This window comes from Bacillus massilinigeriensis (assembly GCF_900117315.1).
Classification (GTDB): domain Bacteria; phylum Bacillota; class Bacilli; order Bacillales; family Cytobacillaceae; genus Bacillus_BE; species Bacillus_BE massilionigeriensis.
The window spans coordinates 3,924,204-3,943,747 of record NZ_LT630337.1 but is presented as its reverse complement, the minus strand read 5'-3'; the positions used below and the strand labels follow the sequence as shown (position 1 = coordinate 3,943,747).

Below are 19,544 nucleotides of genomic sequence, written 5' to 3'. Positions count from 1 at the left end.
CATGAGTGGAGAAAAGGACCTAGAACAGTTGAAGAAGGAAGCGGCCGAGAAGGCGAAGGAGCTTGCGAGAAAACGTTTAGCCGAAAAACAAGCTTTAAATGTTGATAAAAGTGAAGATGTTGTTGTGGACCAATCCAATCAAGAAACTTCAAATGTAGAAGCAAAGCAGGAGTCTACCAATGAAGAGGATATAGATATCGCGAAGAAAAAGGCTGCAGCCGCGGCAAAAGCGAAGGCCGAAGCATTAGCAAAAATGAAGGCGAAAGCAGAATCGGAGTCAGTTCCTGCTTCTTCTTCAGAGGATGATGATATGGACCTAGCGAAGAAGAAGGCGGCAGCTGCAGCGAAGGCAAAGGCAGAGGCTCTAGCAAAAATAAAGGCAGCAAAGGAAGAGGAGCAGTCCAATCTAGGAGAGCAAGTTGACCAGGCTTCAGCACCTGAATCCGAAGATGACCTAGATTTAGCGAAGAAAAAGGCAGCTGCAGCAGCAAAAGCGAAAGCCGCAGCCGCTGCAAAGGCGAAGGCCGCAGCAATGGCCAAGCAATCAGGAGAAGAACCAGCAACAGATGATGAAAAGGCAAAAGCAATTGCAGCAGCAAAAGCAAAAGCCGCAGCCGCTGCGAAGGCCAAGGCTGCAGCATTAGCCAAGCAATCAGGAGAGGCACCAGCAACAGATGATGAAAAAGCAAAGGCAATTGCCGCAGCAAAAGCAAAAGCGGCAGCAGCAGCGAAGGCGAAGGCCGCAGCACAGGCGAAATCAGGTGCAGGTTCTGCGACAGATGATGAAAAGGCCAAGGCAATCGCCGCAGCAAAAGCAAAAGCGGCAGCCGCAGCCGCTGCAAGGGCCAAAACAGCAGGGGCCAAGGCAGGTTCGGACACTCCAGCTGAAGAGAAAAAGCCATCAAAAAATCAGCCATACCTTGATAAATATGTAAGGGTCATTGAAGAACATCTCGGTAAAGAGGTATTAGTAGACTCGTATATTAACAGTCTCTCTAAAGATGTTCCGACTTTAGTTGCAAAGACGGATTCATATTATAAAGTTGCGGAGTTTTTAAAATTTAATGAGCAGCTAAGCTTTGATTATTTGTCAGAGCTACACGGAACGGACTTTGAAACACATATGGAAGTGTATGTTCATCTGTATTCCTATAAGAACCAGCAATCGGTTGCTTTGAAGGTCAAAATTGACCGTGATGAGCCAACCATTCATTCCTTGCTTCCGCTGTGGGCGGGGGCGAACTGGCCAGAGTGTGAAGCTTATGATTTATTAGGCATTCGATTTACAGGTCATCCTAACCTTCATCGAATTATGCTTGGTGAAAACTGGGTGGGACATCCTCTGCGCAAAGACTATGAACCGTATGATGTGGAGGTGTAGCTTATGTTACGAACAGAGGAAATGCTGTTAAACGTAGGACCGCAGCATCCTAGTACACACGGTGTGTTTCGTCTAGTGATTAAAATAGATGGGGAAATCATAAAAGAAGCTAAGCCAGTCATTGGCTATTTGCATCGTGGGACTGAAAAGCTAGCAGAAAACCTTCAGTATACTCAAATCATTCCATACACAGACCGGATGGATTATCTATCCGCGATGACCAATAACTATGTGCTTTGTCATGCGGTTGAAACGATGATGGATATTAAAATCCCAGATCGTGCTGAATACCTGCGTGTCATGGCGATGGAATTAGGAAGGGTTGCGAGCCATCTTGTCTGGTGGGGGACATTCCTGTTAGACATTGGGGCAACAAGTCCATTTTTGTATGCCTTCCGAGAACGGGAAATGATTATTAATATGCTTGCTGAATTATCAGGTGCAAGACTTACCTTTAACTATATGCGGGTTGGTGGAGTCAAATGGGATGCACCTGAAGGCTGGGTGGAAAAGGTCAAAGAATTTATCCCTTACATGCGCGAGCAGCTGAAGGGCTACCATAATCTCGTAACTGGGAACGAAATTTTTATGAATCGTGTCAAAGGGATTGGCAAATACACGAAGGAGGATGCATTGAATTACTCACTAAGTGGGGCGAACCTTCGTTGTACAGGTGTAAAATGGGATCTTCGTAAAAACGAGCCATATTCCATTTACGACCGCTTTGATTTTGATATTCCGACTCAAGCAGGTGGGGATGCTTGGGCGAGATATCACTGTCGTCTGGCAGAAATCGAGGAATCTTTGAAAATACTAGAACAGGCAGTAGAGCAGTTTCCTTCAGAGGGAGAAATCATGGCAAAGGTTCCGAAAATTATTAAGGCACCAAAGGGAGAGGCCTTTGTCAGAATCGAATCTCCTCGTGGAGAAATTGGCTGCTATATTGCTAGTGACGGTAAAAAAGAACCTTATCGCCTTAAATTCAGAAGACCGTCTTTTTATAATCTACAAATTCTCCCTAAATTACTAGAGGGACAAAATATTGCGAACTTAATTGTTATTTTAGGAGCAATTGATATTGTCCTAGGGGAGGTAGACGGATAATGGTTGATGAGTTATTACATTCTGAAGCTGGGCTGATGAATTTCGGGATATTCTTTTTACTGGCAGTCATACTCCTTCTAGTCGTACTAGGATTTGTTACATATGCAATTTTAGCCGAACGGAAAGTCATGGGGTTTATGCAGCTGAGGCATGGCCCAAACCAGGTTGGTGGTCGCTGGGGCCTATTACAAACGGTAGCTGACGTTCTAAAGCTTTTATTAAAAGAAGATATCATTCCGAAGCAAGCGGATCGACCACTATTTATTATTGCACCAGTCATTGCGTTTGCTCCTGCGTTTATGGTGCTCGCAACTATTCCATTCACGGATAAATTGCAATTTGCTGATATTGGCGTAGGATTGCTCTATTATATTGCCATTTCAGGTCTTTCAACAATTGGAATTGTAACAGGGAGCTGGGCATCCAATAACAAGTATGCATTACTAGGCGGTATGCGTGCAGCAGCACAGATGATTTCATATGAAATCCCACTCGTCATGTCTGTTTTGGGGATTATTTTACTATCAGGTAGTCTAAATTTAAACGAAATTGTCGCAGCCCAGGAAAATGGATGGTTTATCATTGTTCAGCCGATTGCTTTTATCATCTTTATCATTGCTGCAACAGCAGAATTGAACCGGGTACCATTTGACCTTCCCGAGGCAGAATCAGAGCTCGTTGCTGGGTTCCACGTAGAGTATTCAGGCTTCCGTTGGGCATTCTTCATGCTTTCGGAGTATGTTTATTTCTTTGCGATGTCGTCATTGATTACGGTTCTATTTTTAGGAGGATGGCTGCCACTTCCATTCTTAGGGTTTATCCCTGGAGCAGTGTGGTTTGCGCTCAAATTTAGCTCAGTGTTCTTCTTCCTCGTTTGGGTCCGTGTGACGTTCCCACGCCTACGTGCGGACCAGCTAATGGAATTTGGCTGGAAGGTGCTGCTGCCTGTAGCGATAGCCAACATTTTCTTAACGGCTTTGATAAAAGAAATCGTGAACCTGTTTTAATAAGTGGCTACTTGAAGATGGGGCTACAATTAATTTCACGTTTAAGGGGTTTTAACAAATAAAGGGGAACATCAAGAATTCTCATATCTAAGTGATTTTACTAAAGCTTGGATGATGAGAAAAAGAAACACGCAGAAGTATTGCGATAACATCATATAAGGGGTGAGTTATTTGCTAGGATTAGCGAAAGGTTTGAAATATACCCTGAAGAACTTAGCAAGGGAGAAAGTCACGTACGATTATCCGAATAAGCCGCTTCCACTTCCGGATAGATTCCGTGGGATCCAGAAATTTTACCCTGAAAAATGCATCGTTTGTAATCAATGCTCAAACATTTGTCCAACGGATTGCATTCAATTAACGGGGAAAAAGCACCCGGATCCAACGAAAAAGGGAAAAATCATTGATACGTATGATATCAATTTTGAGATTTGCATTTTGTGTGATTTATGCACCGAGGTTTGTCCGACGGAAGCGATCATTATGACAAACAACTTTGAACTCGCGGAATACAGTCGTGACGAGCTATTTAAAAATCTCGACTGGTTGAACGAAAATGATGAAAATATACGGAAGGTGAATAAACCATGACAATATCAGGTGAATTTCTAGCGTTTATGGGTCTCGCCTTAGTAGCGGTCATCGGTGGCGTTCTTTTATTGAATCTAACGAAGGTTGTTCACATGGTCGTTGCTCTCGTTTTTACCTTCGTCAGTATTGCTGGAATCTACATTATGCTTTCAGCTGAGTTTGTCGCAGCGGTTCAGATTTTGATTTATTCAGGTGCCATCACGATTATCATGCTATTTGGAATCATGCTGACGCGCCACAATGATGAAAGCGAGGAAAAGGGTGGATTACTAAAAAGAATCTTACTCTTTATCGGAGTCATTGCCTTCGGTTGGGCAGTCTATATTGGAATCTATAATCTCGACCTTGCCCCAGAAGCAAGCGACCTACACATCAACAATACAGAACAAATTGGAATCGCACTCTATTCAAAATACATCATTCCATTTGAACTTGTATCTGTTGTACTACTCGTAGCGCTAGTCGGCTCCATCATCCTGGCAAAAAGAGATGACAAAAAGGAGGCGGATAAAAAATGACCTCCGTCCCATTATCAGCCTACTTGGCTTTAGCATTAATCTTATTTTGCATCGGTCTTTATGGTGCATTGACAAAAAGAAATACAGTCATCGTATTAATTTCCATTGAGTTAATGCTGAATGCAGTCAACGTTAATCTTGTCGCCTTCAGTAAATATGGAGTCGCCCCGTCCATTGATGGGCAAATATTTGCCCTGTTTGCGATGGCGGTAGCTGCTGCAGAAGCGGCAGTCGGCCTGGCCATCCTAATTGCGTTATACCGCAATCGTAAGACGGTTAATATTGATGAGATGGATCAGTTGAAGCATTGATTTGTAAGTTTAGCTATTTAATAAAAGAATGAGAGGATAAGCGTGGGGATTGTGTAGATTGTTAGTGATTGTGGAATTGTTGTTGTGATTGGGGAAGTTTGTTGTTGGTTAGCTGGCTGGCTGTGGGTTAAAAATGGCTGTGGGTTAAAAATGGCTATCGCGGATATATTGCTAGAATCGCGGATAAATCGAAATAATCGCGGATATATTGTGAAAATCGCGGATATATCAAAAAAATCGCGGATATATTGATAAAATCCGCGGATAAACGTAATTTCAGCAATTAAAAAAATTGCGAGAATGGCCAAAAATGCATATCCCTCCGCCAAAAATGAGCGGGATGCAACAAAAAATGTCGTTCCAGCCGATAAAACAAGCGGGGAAAAACAAAAAAATGCCTGTTAATCCGCCCAAAAAAGCGGAAGGCAACAAAAATGGCGTGCCGCCTAAAACAAGCGGGGAAAAACAAAAAAATGCCTGTTACCCCGCCATAAATAAGCGGGAGTCGCAAAAAATGCACGACAACCCGCCCGATAATCGAGGAAAATAACCCAAAACCACAAACTTAAACGCACACGATGCGAGAACCGGGCAAAAACACAAACCAACTCGCCCAAAATGCGTGGGCCCAAACCAATACCAGGCGGGTCAAACACAAAATGCGTGGGCCCAAACACAAAATGCGTGGGCCCAAACACAAAATACGTGAGCCCAACTCAAAATTACGCGAATCCAACACAAAAATGCGCAAGCCCAAACAAAAAAACAAACACACCAAAATAAAAACGGGCACACCCAAACAAAAAAACACGCTCTTATCCAACACATTCAAAAAAGGGGATTGTGATATTGATGGAGAATGCATGGATCATACCGCTTTTCCCGCTATTATCGTTTTTGTTCCTGCTGCTGTTCGGCAGACGGCTGAAAGAAGCGAGTGCTTATGTTGGAATCTTCCTCACATTATGCTCGCTCGGATACTCATTGTTGGTGTTATTTGAACGGTTTACCTCACCAACCTATAAGGCCGAAGCGGAATGGTTGAAGATAGGGGATCTAGGAATAACAGCGGGTTTTGAAGTGAACCAACTTAATGCATTAATGCTGGTCATCGTGTCGCTTGTCAGCTTCCTTGTACATACGTATTCCAAAGGATATATGCATGATGACGACCGGTTTTCAGTATTTTATGCCTACTTAGGATTATTTACCTTTGCGATGCTTGGTCTGGTTATCTCACCAAACCTATTGCAAACCTATATTTTCTGGGAGTTAGTCGGACTCGGTTCCTTCCTTTTAATCGGATTTTATTTTTACAAGGAGGAAGCGAAGGCTGCTGCGAAAAAGGCCTTTATTATGACTCGTATTGGGGATGTCGGCCTCTTAATCGGCATGATTCTCCTATTCTGGCAGGTTGGTAGCTTTGAATATGATGCCATTTTTCAAGCTGTTGATAAAGGGGTCATTTCAGCTGGCATGATTACGCTCACGGCTATCCTAATTTTTGTCGGAGCCGTTGGGAAGTCTGGTCAGTTTCCACTTCATACATGGTTGCCGGACGCAATGGAAGGTCCGACACCGGTTTCAGCCTTGATTCACGCAGCAACGATGGTAGCGGCAGGGGTTTATTTAGTAGCTGCTTTATTCCCATTGTTTACAGCAAGTGAAACGGCATTGATAACGATTGCCACTGTCGGTGCATTCACGGCTATTTTTGCCGCGAGCATTGGCTTAGTTCAAACGGATATAAAAAGAGTACTAGCTTACTCGACTGTGAGTCAGCTAGGGTATATGATGCTTGCTCTTGGATCTGCAGGATACGTTGCAGGCGTGTTCCACCTCATGACACATGCCTTTTTCAAAGCGCTCCTATTCCTTGCAGCAGGTAGTGTCATTCATGCAGTTGCCACGCAGGATATTGAAAAAATGGGTGGATTATGGAAGAAACTTAAAGTAACAGGTCCACTCTTTTTAATCGGGACGTTAGCGATTAGTGGAGTACCGTTGTTTTCGGGATTTTTTAGTAAGGATGAAATTTTAGTAGCGGCTTGGGAGGCAGGTCATCCTGTTCTCTTCACATTAGCGGTTATCGCAGCCTTTTTCACTGCATTCTATATGTTCCGCCTGTTCTTTATGGTATTCACAGGAGAAGCTCGGAGCAAAATGGAGAATGTTCATGAATCACCTGTGTCCATGACTTGGCCAATGGTCATCTTAGGAATCCTCGCCATTGTCGCTGGATATGTGAATACACCTTGGTTCGGCACCTTCCTTGGAGATTGGCTATTAGACGGGAATGAAGCATTAGGACACGGTCACATTGAAGGTCCGCTTTGGATCATGGTCGTAGCCACAGTCGTTTCCTTGCTTGGAATCTTCCTAGCTTGGCTGATTTACGGGAAGAAAAGTATTAGTAGAGACTGGATTACAAGCTCCATACCTGGGGTTCACGGAATTTTATATAACAAATATTTTATCGATGAAATCTATGAATATACGATTATTTATGCTACAAAGGTGTTTAGCCTTTTCCTTCGTTATATTGAAATCTTCATAGTTGAAGGAATGGTGAAAAGCATCGTTGCCATCGTGCACAAGCTTGGGAAAATCGGATCAAAAGTTCAAAATGGTCAGGTTCAAGTGTATGGAACGGTTGCCTTTGTTGGCTTAGCGGTTATTATGGCGGTATTTGTTTTTGCAGGGGGGTACTTTAAATGAATCTAGATCATTATTTGTCACTACTAGTGTTCTCCCCGTTACTTGGAATGGTTATCCTGGCTTTTATCCCAAAAACACAAGAAGTCACAATAAAGGTTGTTGGATTTTTAGCCACTCTACCAGCTACTATTTTAGCGCTAGTTGCCTTCCTGCAATATCGGGCAGGTGCAAGTCTTGAAAAGCTTAGTGAAAAAATAGACTGGATTCGCTTTAGTGATTTACAGGCGTTAGATGAAAATTTGTATGCAGTGAAATATGAGCTTGGAGTAAATGGCTTTTCACTCGTCATGATTCTTTTAACAGCCATTTTAGCTACTTTAGCCACAGTTGCATCCATTTATGTAAAAAAAGAATGGAAAGGCTTTTTCCTTCTATTTTTACTATTAGAAATAGGAATGCTCGGCGTCTTTGCAGCAGAAAACTTAATTCTATTCTTTATCTTTTTTGAAATTACATTAATCCCGATGTTCTTCCTAGTTGGAAAATGGGGTTATTTTGAAAAAGAAAGCGCGGCATTCAGCTATTTGATTTATAACGGAATCGGGTCTGCGATTCTACTAATTGTTATTATTATCCTGTTTGCAAGAACAGGTACGACGAATATTGAAGCATTAAAACAAATCTTAAGTACACCAAATGCAGAATTAGTGGCACCGATTTCAGATTCCTTGAAATTCGGCTTGCTCCTCGCATTATTAGTTGCTTTCGGTGTAAAGCTACCAATTTTTCCATTGCATAGCTGGATGTTAAAGGTTCACGTCCAAGCACCTCCAGCGATTGTCATGCTTCACTCCGGTGTGTTATTAAAAATTGGAGCTTACGGTTTAATTCGATTTGGGATGGGAATCTTCCCAGAGGAGTTTAAGTCTCTTGCTGTGTTAATCGTCATCTTAGGCGTGATTAACCTGCTATATGGAGCATTCTTAGCTCTTGTGCAGAAGGATTTCAAAATGGTTCTTGCCTATTCATCCATCTCCCATATGGGAATTGTGTTAATGGGACTTGGGGCGATGAATGAAGCCGGGGTACAAGGCGCGATTTTCCAAGTCGTTTCCCACGGTTTGATTTCAGCATTGCTCTTCTTCCTGGTGGGTGTCATGTATGAACGAGTTCATACCTCCATGATCGATCGACTTGGTGGCATGGCAAAAGCTTTACCACTGACGGCTGGATTTTTGCTAGCAGCTGGAATGGCTTCACTTGGTTTACCAGGGATGTCAGGCTTTGTCAGTGAATTCATGGTGTTCTTAGGATTATTCGATGAAATGCCAGTACTAGCTGCAATCGGGGCAATAGGCATCATCATCACGGCAGTCTATATTTTAAAAGCCATTTTAGGAATGACCTTTGGCAGTGCGAATCGCTCCTATCAAGGGGTTGGTGATATTCGTGCCATCGAGCTTGTTCCTGTGATCGTGTTAGTTGGATTTATTGTATTAATTGGTGTATACCCAAGTGTATTGAGTGAACCACTGCAAGCAACACTTGAAACTATCTTACTTGGGATTGGAGGGTGATGAAGGATGGATTTAGATACATTGATGTCATTTGAGTGGAGTATTATGACACCAGAGTTCATCATCCTTGGTGTAGCAACGGCCCTTTCCCTACTAGACCTATTTATGCCAAAGGCAAATGGTCGAAGAATACTAGGGTGGATCGGCTTTGTTGGAATTCTTGCGGCCCTTGTGTCATTACTTGGATTATTGGGTCACGATACAGCATCGATTCTATCGAATACCTTCCGCTTAGATTCGTATGCGAAGGCCTTTAAAATTTTACTATTAATCGGAGCAGCACTGGTCATGCTCCTTGCAATCAGCTATCAGCCTAAGGAAGGTTTAGATGAATTTAGGGGAGAGTTCTTCTATTTATTCTTAGCCGCCTTACTTGGTGCCATGGTGATGTCATCCAGTGGCGATTTAATTACCTTATTCGTCGGTTTAGAGCTTTTATCTCTATCTTCATATATATTAGCGGGGATTCGGAAAAAACAGCTTCAATCCAACGAATCGGCGATGAAATATGTGATTAACGGTGGAATTTCAACCGCAATCACCTTATTCGGTATGAGCTATGTGTATGGGTTAACAGGAACTACTAATCTCGTTGACATGGCTAAGGTTCTTGTCACAATCATGGATGAACAACAGGTCTACTTATTAGGCTTGGCATTCCTGATGATTTTTGTTGGCCTTTCCTTTAAGATTGCTTCTGCACCGTTTCATATGTGGGCGCCAGACGTCTATCAAGGAGCACCAACTCCAGTTACAGCCTTTTTAAGTGTTGTTTCAAAGACAGCGGGATTTGTGATTCTCATTCGTGTCATTCTATCAATTTTTTCGAACGTCCCTTCAGAAGGTCCAAATTCTGTTTCGCTGTTAGTTTCGATGCAGGATTATATCGCCTTTCTAGCAGGGGCCACAATGATAATAGGAAACGTCGTAGCGTTAAGACAAAGAAACATCAAGCGCTTATTCGCTTATTCCAGCATCGCTCATGCCGGTTACCTGTTAGTCGCGATTGCGGCAATGTCCTTCGTAATGTTTGATGCAATGTGGTTCTATTTAGGGGCCTATTTGTTTATGAATCTAGGAGCATTCGCTGTCATCCAATTGATGACGGAAAAAACGGATATAGAGGATATCAGTCAGTTCTCAGGGCTTTATCGAAGATCACCGGTGTTAGCAGTATCTATGGGGATTTTCATTCTATCCTTAGCAGGAATCCCAGCAACGGCAGGATTTATTGGAAAGGTGAACATTTTCATCGGGGCTCTCGTCCAAGATCATTTTGTTCTAGCGTCTATCATGATTGCAACAACCATCGTGTCGTATTTTTACTATTTCGGTATCCTGACGCAAATGTTCCTAAGACCAGCACCACATGACCACGGTGAGATTAAAGTACCAGTGGGAACAGGAATCGTCATCGGAATCTGTGCAGTCGCAACCATCCTATTTGGTATCGTCCCAAATATCGGACTCGACTTCCTGCACAATAACTTTGATCAGTTTACGGATTTCTTGAAATAAGGAAGAAGAAGGGGGATGGGTGTCCTCCTTCTTTTTAAATTGTTCAGTCGCTCGTTGTTCCCTTACCCAACCTTAAATAAGAATTTCATCCTATTGTAAAAAAAGCAATCCAACGTAAAATCAAAAGTAAAGTCAATTCCCATCATTCACCAAACCACTTCAATATCCAACCAATTATTTTATTCAAACCCACCCATTTCCATGCCAAACTATCAAATATTTAATGAAAACTTGATAACTTTTATGAAAATGAAATATTTTAGAAATATTTCACATATATTTTTCACGGAAAGGGGTGGGATTACTTTCCTATTAGGGAAAACGGTGCTAAAATGTAGGTGGGATAAGAGTTATGAAGGAAATGAAATGGTAGTGTATTTTTATCATTTTTTTCAGGAAGACAGATATTTATGTCATGTCATCCAAACAGACAATCAAATAATGCACCATTCCTATTGGTGAAAACGTATGCCTAATGTGAGAATTAAGCCATCTGGCTCTTTTTTTTGCAGCGAACTATTAGAAGGAGGGGAGATCAGATGATGGCTGATTTCGGACAACAGGCAGTAATAAGTATTATTTCACATCTTGTCTTTATTGCAATTGCGTGGTGGGCTCTTCAGTCGATTCAGTTTGAACGGTTGCTTAAGAAAAATCACGTCTTTCAGGCGAGAGTACTATTCGTATTATTGTCCATTGCCCTAGGCTCTATTGTAAGTAATTTTTTCCTAGACTATCTCCTCTGGTCCCAGCAACTACCTCAATTACTTCAATAAGTAAAAAAAATCGACCATAAACGAATATAGATGAATCTTACAGCAACAATTGTGATAAAGTGATCATTTGTTCTTATTGGATTCATTTAACAACAGTGGCTCAAATAAGATGTGACTTCACCTACAATCGTTGCTTTACATAGTAAAAGAAGGATGGAAAATGAGTGTGTGGGCTTTTCCTTTTAGAGAAATGGTAAAAATTTAGGTCTTCATACATGTTTCTTTTTCATCCCTTTTTCGTTAGAATTTATTTTGTGTGTGTTTGACAAACAACTGGAAGAGAAATCCTTTTTTGAAATTGTCAAAAAGTGACGACATTTCCCAAGTATGCTCCCCCGACTATTGGTAACAATGGTACTAAGGGGAGGAGTAATAAATGAAGGAAATGAAGTTCTATATCGCAATCATGGTTATGATTGGTTCTATAATATTTAGCTCTGGGACACAAGCAACAGAGGCTAAAGTAGAAGTGGATTTAATTACGTTAGCTGAAAAAATTAATGACGAGAACATGATTATCAATGGATGGTCTCTGCATGCAAGAGAAAAATTAGTCGTTAAAGATCAAAAGGAAATTGAGAAGTACGTGGACTCACTTCAACAAAAATTTCCTGATTGGAAATGGGGCACAAAAGTTGACCAAAACCATTGGGAGGCAAGAGCCGTTCAATTCAAAGAGAATAGAAAAGAGAGCCTAACGATCCTTTCTACCCTCACAAATGAACAGCGAGATGCGTATATCCTATATGAGGTACAAAGCAAGGAAATGAATGAAAGCCACAAGGAGTTTCTGAAAAATGATTTATCCAAGAAGCTTTCAGACATTTTTCGAGGAAATGCCACAATTTTCTCTTGTATAAAAGGCCAGTTCAATGATAATATGAAGACGTCATTGCCTAATACTGTAAATTATTTATTAAAAGCATATAAGGCAGAGGAGATCGAAGGGTTGAAAGAAGAATCATTTATTTCAATTTCTGCTTTTTCTCCACTTTTTGAAAAATCAATTTCAACAAGCAGTCAAGAGATAAACTTACAAATTGGACTTAGAAATGAAGGATTGGGCTCGGTAACGACCTTCGTAGTTGGAACCCCAATCATTACGATTGAATATTAATATATAGATATTGGACGCGGAGGGGAATACACTTGGAAAAAATCATCGTCCGCGGCGGAAGAAGGCTTAGCGGTTCTGTAAAAGTAGAAGGAGCAAAGAATGCTGTTTTGCCAGTTATCGCCGCATCATTATTAGCAAGTGATGGAAGAAGCGTAATTCGTGATGTGCCAACTCTCTCCGATGTATACACGATCAATGAAGTATTACGCTATTTAAACGCCGATGTGGAGTTTAAGAATAACGAGATCACTGTCGATGCATCTAGAGAGTTAAACAACGAAGCACCTTTTGAATATGTACGTAAAATGCGTGCTTCTGTATTAGTCATGGGATCCTTATTAGCTCGTAATGGCCGTGCTCGTGTTGCACTGCCTGGAGGATGTGCAATAGGATCACGTCCGATTGACCAGCATTTAAAAGGATTTGAAGCAATGGGTGCGATCGTGAAGGTTGGAAACGGCTTTATTGAAGCAGAAGTGGAAGACCGTTTACACGGAGCAAAGGTTTATTTGGATTTCCCTAGTGTTGGTGCAACTGAAAACATAATGATGGCAGCCACTTTAGCTCAAGGAACAACTACCATTGAAAACTGTGCAAAAGAACCTGAGATTGTGGATTTAGCCAATTTCTTAAATAAAATGGGTGCAAAAGTAAGAGGCGCCGGCACAGGAACGATTCGTATCGAAGGCGTAGATATGCTATTTGGTGCAGATCATACAATGATTCCAGACCGCATCGAAGCAGGTACCTTCATGGTCGCTGCAGCAATCACTGGTGGAAATGTGCTCGTAAAGGGAGCAGTCCCAGAGCATTTAACTTCCTTAATTGCGAAGATGGAAGAAATGGGAGTTATGATTGAAGAGGAAGATGACGGAGTTCGCGTCATTGGCCCAGATGAACTAAAGGCAGTTGATATAAAAACGATGCCACATCCTGGCTTCCCAACTGATATGCAAGCGCAAATGATGGCATTATTATTACATGCCAAAGGCACAAGCATGATCACTGAAACTGTTTTTGAAAATCGTTTCATGCATGTGGAAGAATTCCGCAGAATGAACGCAGATATTAAAATTGAAGGCCGTTCCGTCATCATGAATGGACCATCAAACCTTCAAGGCGCAGAAGTATCTGCAACAGACCTTCGCGCAGCAGCAGCCTTAATTTTATCAGGCTTGGTAGCCGATGGAATGACTCGTGTCACTGAGCTTAAGCATTTGGACAGAGGGTACGTGAATTTCCATCAAAAATTAGCTAATTTAGGCGCAGACATCGAGCGCGTAACCGAAGCTGATGAAATTCCAACTGTACCAAATACGTTAGTTACTGATTTGAACGCGTAAATATATACTTTGCATAAAAACCGTGGAAATTTGATTTCTGCGGTTTTTTTGTTTGTGTGCCTATCCTTTCGTAGGTGCTGGCCTTGTATTCTTAGGCTCAGCTTGTGCCACGATAAATTTGAATTTTGACTATTTCTTTCTTTAAAAAATACAAACGATATAAATAATATGGACCAAAAACCATTAATTTAAACCTATTATTTTGTATAAAAGTTCATTTTTTTTAGAGTCATAAATGCTTGTCCATTTCCATATGATTGAATGTAGAGAGGCTCGGCTTCTATGGTGGAGTTTTATTATTGAAAAAACGATTTAAGCAAATACATACTTAAATGTTACTCTCAAAACCTCCACTTAGAAACCGATAGCAATTGAATATCATCATATGGAGGATCAAAACATGACCAAAATCAAACCAATCATCGTACTAGCCATTATTTTATTCTCAGTCACTTTATTGGTTCCCTCACTCCTTGTAATTCCGTTCTCAGAGGAAAAGGCAAGCGGACAGCTCAAGCAGGATGTAACGAATGAACAGAAGCCAAAAGCAAAGGAGACAGTCACAGAACCAGCAGTCGAAGTATCCGTCTACCGAATGGAAAAGCAAAAGCTTGAAACCCTCCCATTGGATGAATATGTGGTAGGAGTGGTAGCCTCAGAAATGCCAGCAGATTTTGAAATGGAAGCATTGAAGGCCCAGGCATTAACCGCAAGAACCTATATCGTAAAACAACTATTAAGTAATCAAAAGTCCAAGCTTCCGGAAGGAGCCCTCGTCTCAGATACCGTCATTCATCAGGTATATAAAAATGAGGAGGACTTGAAAAGAGTTTGGGGCATGGATTACAAATGGAAGCTGAAAAAAATAAAAGAAGCAGTAGAAGCAACAAGCGGGGAAATCATTACTTATGATCACTCTCCAATCGATGCAACCTTTTTCTCCACCAGCAACGGTTATACAGAGGACTCAGGAGAAATTTGGCCGAATCAGCTCTCTTATTTAAAAAGTGTAGAAAGCCCTTGGGATCAAAAGTCACCAAAGTTCAATGGTCAGAAAATCATGAGGGTAAAAGAATTCGAGAAAATACTTGGTGTAAAGCTAACCGATAATAATATAGGAACAATCACAGAAAGAACCGAAGGAAAGCGAGTAGGGAAGGTGGAGATCGACGGAAAAACCTTTAAAGGGGAAGTCATCCGCGAAAAACTAGGCCTCCAATCAACCGACTTTAGCTGGGAACGAAAGGGAGACTCAATCTTCATCACAACCAAAGGAAACGGCCACGGAGTTGGAATGAGCCAATACGGTGCCAACGGCATGGCCCAAGAAGGAAAAACCTACAAACAAATCGTCAAGTACTACTACAATGGAGTACAAATCTCCCCATCAAAATCCTACCTAAACAAAATCACAGTGAAAAAATAGGGTGACAGGCACCATCCAGAAAATGGATGGTGCCTGTCACCTTTTTTGCAAAATCATGAATAATTATCCAACCTTTGTCGAAAACTAAGTAGAAAAAAATTTTTTTAGAAATGTATATAATTTTCCAGAAGTGTTCAGAATGATTGCTGAGGTGATGTTAAATGAGAGAGGAAGAAAAGAAACAATCTTCTCAAGGTTCAAGGTTCAAGCGCTTCACAAAAAAACGTTGGGTATTCCCGGCAGTCTATATCGCAAGCGCAGCAATCATTCTAACCGCGGTTCTTTGGTATCAAAACTACAGCAAGGATAATAGCAAAGAAAAGTTCGATTATAAGGCAACTGATATTGCAGATAAAAAGACGAAGGAACCTGCAGTGGAAGTTAACCGTTCAATGGAAAACTTTGTTATGCCTGTAACGAAGCCTGAAACAGCCGTAATTGACATGGGATTCTATGATGAAAATGGCAGTGAAGAAGATCAGGAAGCAGCGATTGTTGTTTACAACAATACGTATTATCCATCAACAGGTATTGATATCAAAGCAAAAGACGGCAAAACTTTTGATGTAATAGCATCATTAAGCGGTACCGTTACAAGTGTCAAAGAAGATTCTCTATTAGGAAATGTAATTGTAATTGAGCATGATGAAGGAATTGTCTCTCAATATCAATCTGTTACTGACATTGCAGTAAAAGAAGGAGATCAAGTGGAACAAGGACAAGCTCTAGCAAAAGCAGGCCAAAGCCAGTTTAATGAAAAAGCTGGAGTACACGTTCACTTTGAAATCCGCAAAGACAACGTACCAGTCAATCCGTTAGAATACTTCAACAAGCCATTCAGTGCCCTTCAAAAGGCAAATGTCACTGTAGAACCAGTTGACAACAGTGGCGCAACTGAAAATACTACAACGGATCAAGACGATGAAGCAACAACAACCGAATCTGATGAATCAACTTCTGACAAAAATACGGATTCAGAAAAGTCTACTCAATCAGAGGAAGACAAGGATGAAGTAAAAACCAACAATTCTGATGCTGAAGATAATAGCTCTTCATCTGATAAGAGCCCAGAAACAGAATCTGCTGGTGCATAATTGAAATCGGATAAATTTCTAAGGTAATTCCCGCATACTTGTGTGCGGGTTTCTTTTTTTGAGAGGGGAATTGTTGCTGCTGTTTTTAACTGGGAAAAAGGCTATTATACGTCATTGTGATTATTATGTTGGTTGGTTCGAGTAATTATTAGGGTGGATTTTGGTAGAAAGGCATTTACTTTGTGGGGAACGGAACGATGGATTGTCTTTCGTAGGGGGGATGAGGGACAAAATCGGGTTGGGAAACGATGGGAAAGTCTTTCATCGGGGGCATGAAGGACAAAACCTTGTTGGGGAATAGTAAAAATGTCTCTCATTGAGTGAATGAAGGACAAAACCTGGTTGGGAATCAATAAAAGTGTCTTTCATCGGGGGCATGAAGGACAAAACCGGTTAGGGAAACAGTAAAAATGTCTCTCATTGAGTGAATGAAGGACAAAACCTGGTTGGGAACCAATAAAAATGTCTTTCAACAAGGATATGATGGACAAAACCTGATAGGGAATCAATCAAAATGTCTTTCATCAAGGATATGAAGGACAAACCCCCGATTGGAAAACAATCAATCTGTCCTCCAAAAAATCCATAAAGCCCACACCCCAATCTGAAAAACAACCAAAATCCCCATCACCAAGCCAACAAAATCCCCATTAGGAAATATATATGCTAACCAGCAAAACACCAACATAAAAACCAAGCACATCTCACTAACCACCCTACCAAAATCCCTCCCACCAACTAACAAAAACCCCACAATCAAATAACAAAAAAATAGCATGCAAAATCCAAAAATCCAAATTTCACATGCTACTTTATTAAATTGGTGTATTGCACACCCACACTAGCACCCGCACCCAGCAGGAACCCAAAACATAAATGCAATTTTACCTAAAAATTACTTATTCTCAAAATAAAGCTTCAATCCCTCAGCCACGGCGGTTGCTACTTTCTTGTGGTAATTCTTTGTTGAAATAATCGCTTCCTCATCAGGATTAGACAGGAATCCTAGCTCCAACAGGGCAGCAGGTTGATTATTTTCACGGACCACATGGAGATCACCGAATTTAGTTCCTCGGTTGACCAGACCTGTTTGATCGATTAATGCCTGGCGAATATAATCGGCCAAGGCAAAATCCTTACTCTTAGAGTAATAGAATGTCTCAATCCCTTTGGCAGCCTTGCTACCAGAGTTATAGTGAACACTAACAAATGCGTCTGCACGATATTGGTGACTTACGGCTACACGTCCGGATAATGAAATGTAGGTATCCGTTGACCTTGTTAAGTACACCTTTGCTCCTTCCTTTTCAAGAAGGGAACTAATTTCTTTTACAGCAGCTAAGGTTAAGGTTTTTTCATTATTTTTCTTTCCAAGCGCCCCAGGATCATATCCTCCATGTCCAGCATCGAGAACAATTACCTTTCCGACGATTGACCTTGAGGCAGAATCACGATCTCCAAGGAGCCAAGCGGCCACCCAGCCTTGCTTACCATCGTCTGTCATGACCTCAACCCAGTCATCCTTCTCACTAACCTTTGTAAGAGCAGTTCCACCTTTTTTGGTTGCAACAATATCATAGGATGTACCTGGCCCCTTCCGAATATTGCTATCCTGCAATAAGTAGATGGTATCTCCTTCAACGGTTCCATCCGATGGACTCGGTTTATCATCATTAGAGGAAGGTTTAGCAGGAGAACTGGCAACAGGTTTTTTCGTCGTTAAGTATTTTAGGGAGGCCCAACCGGTTTTTCCGGCCTTAGTTTTGATTTTGCCCCATGTACCTTTTGTGGAGGTAACTTGAACGGCTTCATTTTTCTTCAGTGTAAAAATAATATTCTTTGAAGAAGATGTAGATGTTGATGAGCGAACATTTAATGCACTGGCTGTTACATAATAGGTTTTCACAGTGCTAGGAACTGCAATAGAAACTGGTTTCGTAGAAATATAATTGAGGGAAAGCCAGCCATAGGATTTCTTACTGGAAATATAGACTTTTCCCCAGTTTCCACTTTGACCTTTTACAGTAACCGCTGTTCCTTTTTTCAAGCTAGCAAGCAGAGCTCCTTTGGTGCTTGCTGTTTTGCGTACATTCAAGGATGTAGCATTCACGTAGCCTTTCCAGCTAACATATGTTAAATACTTTGATGAAACCCACCCTTTCGTCTTTCCTGCTGTTATGTAAGACCAATCCTTAGAAACCTTAGAGACAGAAACCACTTGATTTTTCTTCAAGGAACCAACCTTGGAATAATTTGTTCCAGCTTTCGATCGTACATTAAGCGAGGTGGCATTCACTTTACTTTTATAAGTTGTCGAGGCTTCAACAGACTTGTCCAATAACGGAAGAAAGGAAAGTAGTAGGATAAAAGATATGAATACTTTTAGTAGAGAGTTTAGTTTCATCAATTTCTCACCCCTTTCGTTAGTAGAAACTAGTTGAATTTCATATCTATTATAACTATACAATATATCCTAAATAATTGGTGAAAAAAGTGGTAAAAGACCCAAATATGATGACAAATTGGGAAAAATATCATAGATTATCGCACCATAGGGGAATTTAGGAGGATTTGAATATTTCTCGGGAAATTTGTCGGGGAAAGGGACGATGAATTTACAAAAAATTACATATGTGTCGTTTTTTATGAAGTTTGTCGAAAAGAGAGAGTACATTTTTTTAAAAAAGAAAGCTCTACCTGAAAACCCCCTTTACGGTAAAAAGGCAAAAAAAGGGATAGGGGGCTAAGGGCAAAGTGTAGTTTTTAAAATTGCCCATACTTAGTTTGTGATGCGTTTAGGAACTAGTTTTTTGAAGCTCTACTTCATAACCTAGTGTCTTTAATTTTTTTACAGCTCTCCTTACGAGTGTCTCTTCCCTTCTTTTGTCAAAAATGTCAGCACCTAATTCCTGGTATGTCTCCTTATTCTTGAGGATGTGGTAAATAATTTTGATGACCCCAGAACCAATAGATACTGCTGCCCGATTTTTCCCTCGCCTCGAAGCGAGCCGATGGTATTTTGAAGTTAAAAAATTAGGATCTTTTTTCCGACCTATGGCATGCGCGGTTTCCACCAAAGTACTTCGAAGATACTTATTTCCTTTTCGGGTCTTCGCAGGTTTT

18 protein-coding genes are annotated in these 19,544 nt (G+C 41.1%); 16 read left to right on the top strand and 2 right to left on the bottom strand.

Features of this window, described 5'->3' with window-relative positions; translation table 11 throughout:
* The first annotated feature begins 1 nt into the window (after position 1).
* The 15 genes from BQ6100_RS19435 to BQ6100_RS19365 all read left to right on the top strand — a co-directional run bounded on the left by BQ6100_RS19435 (position 2) and on the right by BQ6100_RS19365 (position 16,421).
* A complete protein-coding gene (locus tag BQ6100_RS19435; RefSeq protein WP_075983174.1) occupies positions 2 to 1,381 on the top strand; it encodes an NADH-quinone oxidoreductase subunit C in 1,380 nt (459 codons plus the stop codon).
* 3 nt (positions 1,382 to 1,384) lie between these two features.
* Positions 1,385 to 2,485, top strand: a complete 1,101-nt coding sequence (locus tag BQ6100_RS19430) for an NADH-quinone oxidoreductase subunit D (protein WP_075983173.1) — start codon at positions 1,385 to 1,387, stop codon at positions 2,483 to 2,485.
* Positions 2,485 to 3,492 carry an NADH-quinone oxidoreductase subunit NuoH gene (nuoH, locus tag BQ6100_RS19425; RefSeq protein ID WP_075983172.1) on the top strand — a complete coding sequence of 336 codons (1,008 nt, stop codon included), beginning with the start codon at positions 2,485 to 2,487 and terminating at the stop codon, positions 3,490 to 3,492. Before BQ6100_RS19430 ends, nuoH begins: the two co-directional genes overlap by 1 nt.
* 171 nt (positions 3,493 to 3,663) lie before the next feature.
* Positions 3,664 to 4,083 carry an NADH-quinone oxidoreductase subunit NuoI gene (gene nuoI, locus BQ6100_RS19420; protein WP_075983171.1) on the top strand — a complete coding sequence of 140 codons (420 nt, stop codon included), beginning with the start codon at positions 3,664 to 3,666 and terminating at the stop codon, positions 4,081 to 4,083.
* The gene (locus BQ6100_RS19415) at positions 4,080 to 4,601 is read left to right on the top strand and encodes an NADH-quinone oxidoreductase subunit J (RefSeq protein WP_075983170.1); all 522 of its coding nucleotides are present in this window, start codon (positions 4,080 to 4,082) and stop codon (positions 4,599 to 4,601) included. The genes nuoI and BQ6100_RS19415 overlap by 4 nt, the downstream gene beginning before the upstream one ends.
* Positions 4,598 to 4,912, top strand: coding sequence for an NADH-quinone oxidoreductase subunit NuoK (nuoK, locus tag BQ6100_RS19410; protein WP_075983169.1), 315 nt, complete (start codon positions 4,598 to 4,600; stop codon positions 4,910 to 4,912). Before BQ6100_RS19415 ends, nuoK begins: the two co-directional genes overlap by 4 nt.
* Before the next feature lie 331 nt (positions 4,913 to 5,243).
* Entirely contained in the window at positions 5,244 to 5,462 is a 219-nt protein-coding gene (locus BQ6100_RS19405; protein ID WP_141770175.1) for a hypothetical protein, read from the top strand.
* A gap of 299 nt (positions 5,463 to 5,761) precedes the next feature.
* On the top strand, positions 5,762 to 7,630 hold the full coding sequence (gene nuoL, locus BQ6100_RS19400; protein ID WP_075983167.1) for an NADH-quinone oxidoreductase subunit L: 1,869 nt from the start codon (positions 5,762 to 5,764) through the stop codon (positions 7,628 to 7,630).
* Positions 7,627 to 9,147, top strand: a complete 1,521-nt coding sequence (locus BQ6100_RS19395) for an NADH-quinone oxidoreductase subunit M (protein ID WP_075983166.1) — start codon at positions 7,627 to 7,629, stop codon at positions 9,145 to 9,147. The genes nuoL and BQ6100_RS19395 overlap by 4 nt, the downstream gene beginning before the upstream one ends.
* Before the next feature lie 6 nt (positions 9,148 to 9,153).
* The gene (nuoN, locus tag BQ6100_RS19390; protein WP_075983165.1) at positions 9,154 to 10,665 is read left to right on the top strand and encodes an NADH-quinone oxidoreductase subunit NuoN; all 1,512 of its coding nucleotides are present in this window, start codon (positions 9,154 to 9,156) and stop codon (positions 10,663 to 10,665) included.
* A 539-nt stretch (positions 10,666 to 11,204) separates the two neighbouring features.
* Positions 11,205 to 11,441, top strand: coding sequence for a DUF1146 family protein (locus BQ6100_RS19385; protein WP_075983164.1), 237 nt, complete (start codon positions 11,205 to 11,207; stop codon positions 11,439 to 11,441).
* 376 nt (positions 11,442 to 11,817) lie between these two features.
* Positions 11,818 to 12,558 carry a YwmB family TATA-box binding protein gene (locus tag BQ6100_RS19380; RefSeq protein WP_075983163.1) on the top strand — a complete coding sequence of 247 codons (741 nt, stop codon included), beginning with the start codon at positions 11,818 to 11,820 and terminating at the stop codon, positions 12,556 to 12,558.
* A gap of 32 nt (positions 12,559 to 12,590) precedes the next feature.
* Positions 12,591 to 13,901 (top strand): UDP-N-acetylglucosamine 1-carboxyvinyltransferase, encoded by a 1,311-nt coding sequence (murA, locus tag BQ6100_RS19375; RefSeq protein ID WP_075983162.1) that lies wholly within the window; start codon positions 12,591 to 12,593, stop codon positions 13,899 to 13,901.
* 400 nt (positions 13,902 to 14,301) lie between these two features.
* Positions 14,302 to 15,327 (top strand): stage II sporulation protein D, encoded by a 1,026-nt coding sequence (gene spoIID, locus BQ6100_RS19370; RefSeq protein WP_075983161.1) that lies wholly within the window; start codon positions 14,302 to 14,304, stop codon positions 15,325 to 15,327.
* A 161-nt stretch (positions 15,328 to 15,488) separates the two neighbouring features.
* The gene (locus BQ6100_RS19365) at positions 15,489 to 16,421 is read left to right on the top strand and encodes a M23 family metallopeptidase (protein WP_075983160.1); all 933 of its coding nucleotides are present in this window, start codon (positions 15,489 to 15,491) and stop codon (positions 16,419 to 16,421) included.
* A gap of 895 nt (positions 16,422 to 17,316) precedes the next feature.
* On the opposite strand, the gene BQ6100_RS19360 is transcribed toward BQ6100_RS19365, so the two are convergent.
* Positions 17,317 to 18,825 (bottom strand): N-acetylmuramoyl-L-alanine amidase, encoded by a 1,509-nt coding sequence (locus BQ6100_RS19360; RefSeq protein WP_075983159.1) that lies wholly within the window; start codon positions 18,823 to 18,825, stop codon positions 17,317 to 17,319.
* A 205-nt stretch (positions 18,826 to 19,030) separates the two neighbouring features.
* Between BQ6100_RS19360 and BQ6100_RS21365 the strand changes: the two genes are divergently transcribed.
* On the top strand, positions 19,031 to 19,168 hold the full coding sequence (locus tag BQ6100_RS21365) for a hypothetical protein (protein ID WP_159433186.1): 138 nt from the start codon (positions 19,031 to 19,033) through the stop codon (positions 19,166 to 19,168).
* Positions 19,169 to 19,216: 48 nt separating this feature from the next.
* Here the strand turns inward: BQ6100_RS21365 and BQ6100_RS19355 are convergent, their stop codons facing one another.
* Entirely contained in the window at positions 19,217 to 19,498 is a 282-nt protein-coding gene (locus tag BQ6100_RS19355) for a hypothetical protein (protein WP_141770174.1), read from the bottom strand.
* Positions 19,499 to 19,544 lie beyond the last annotated feature (46 nt).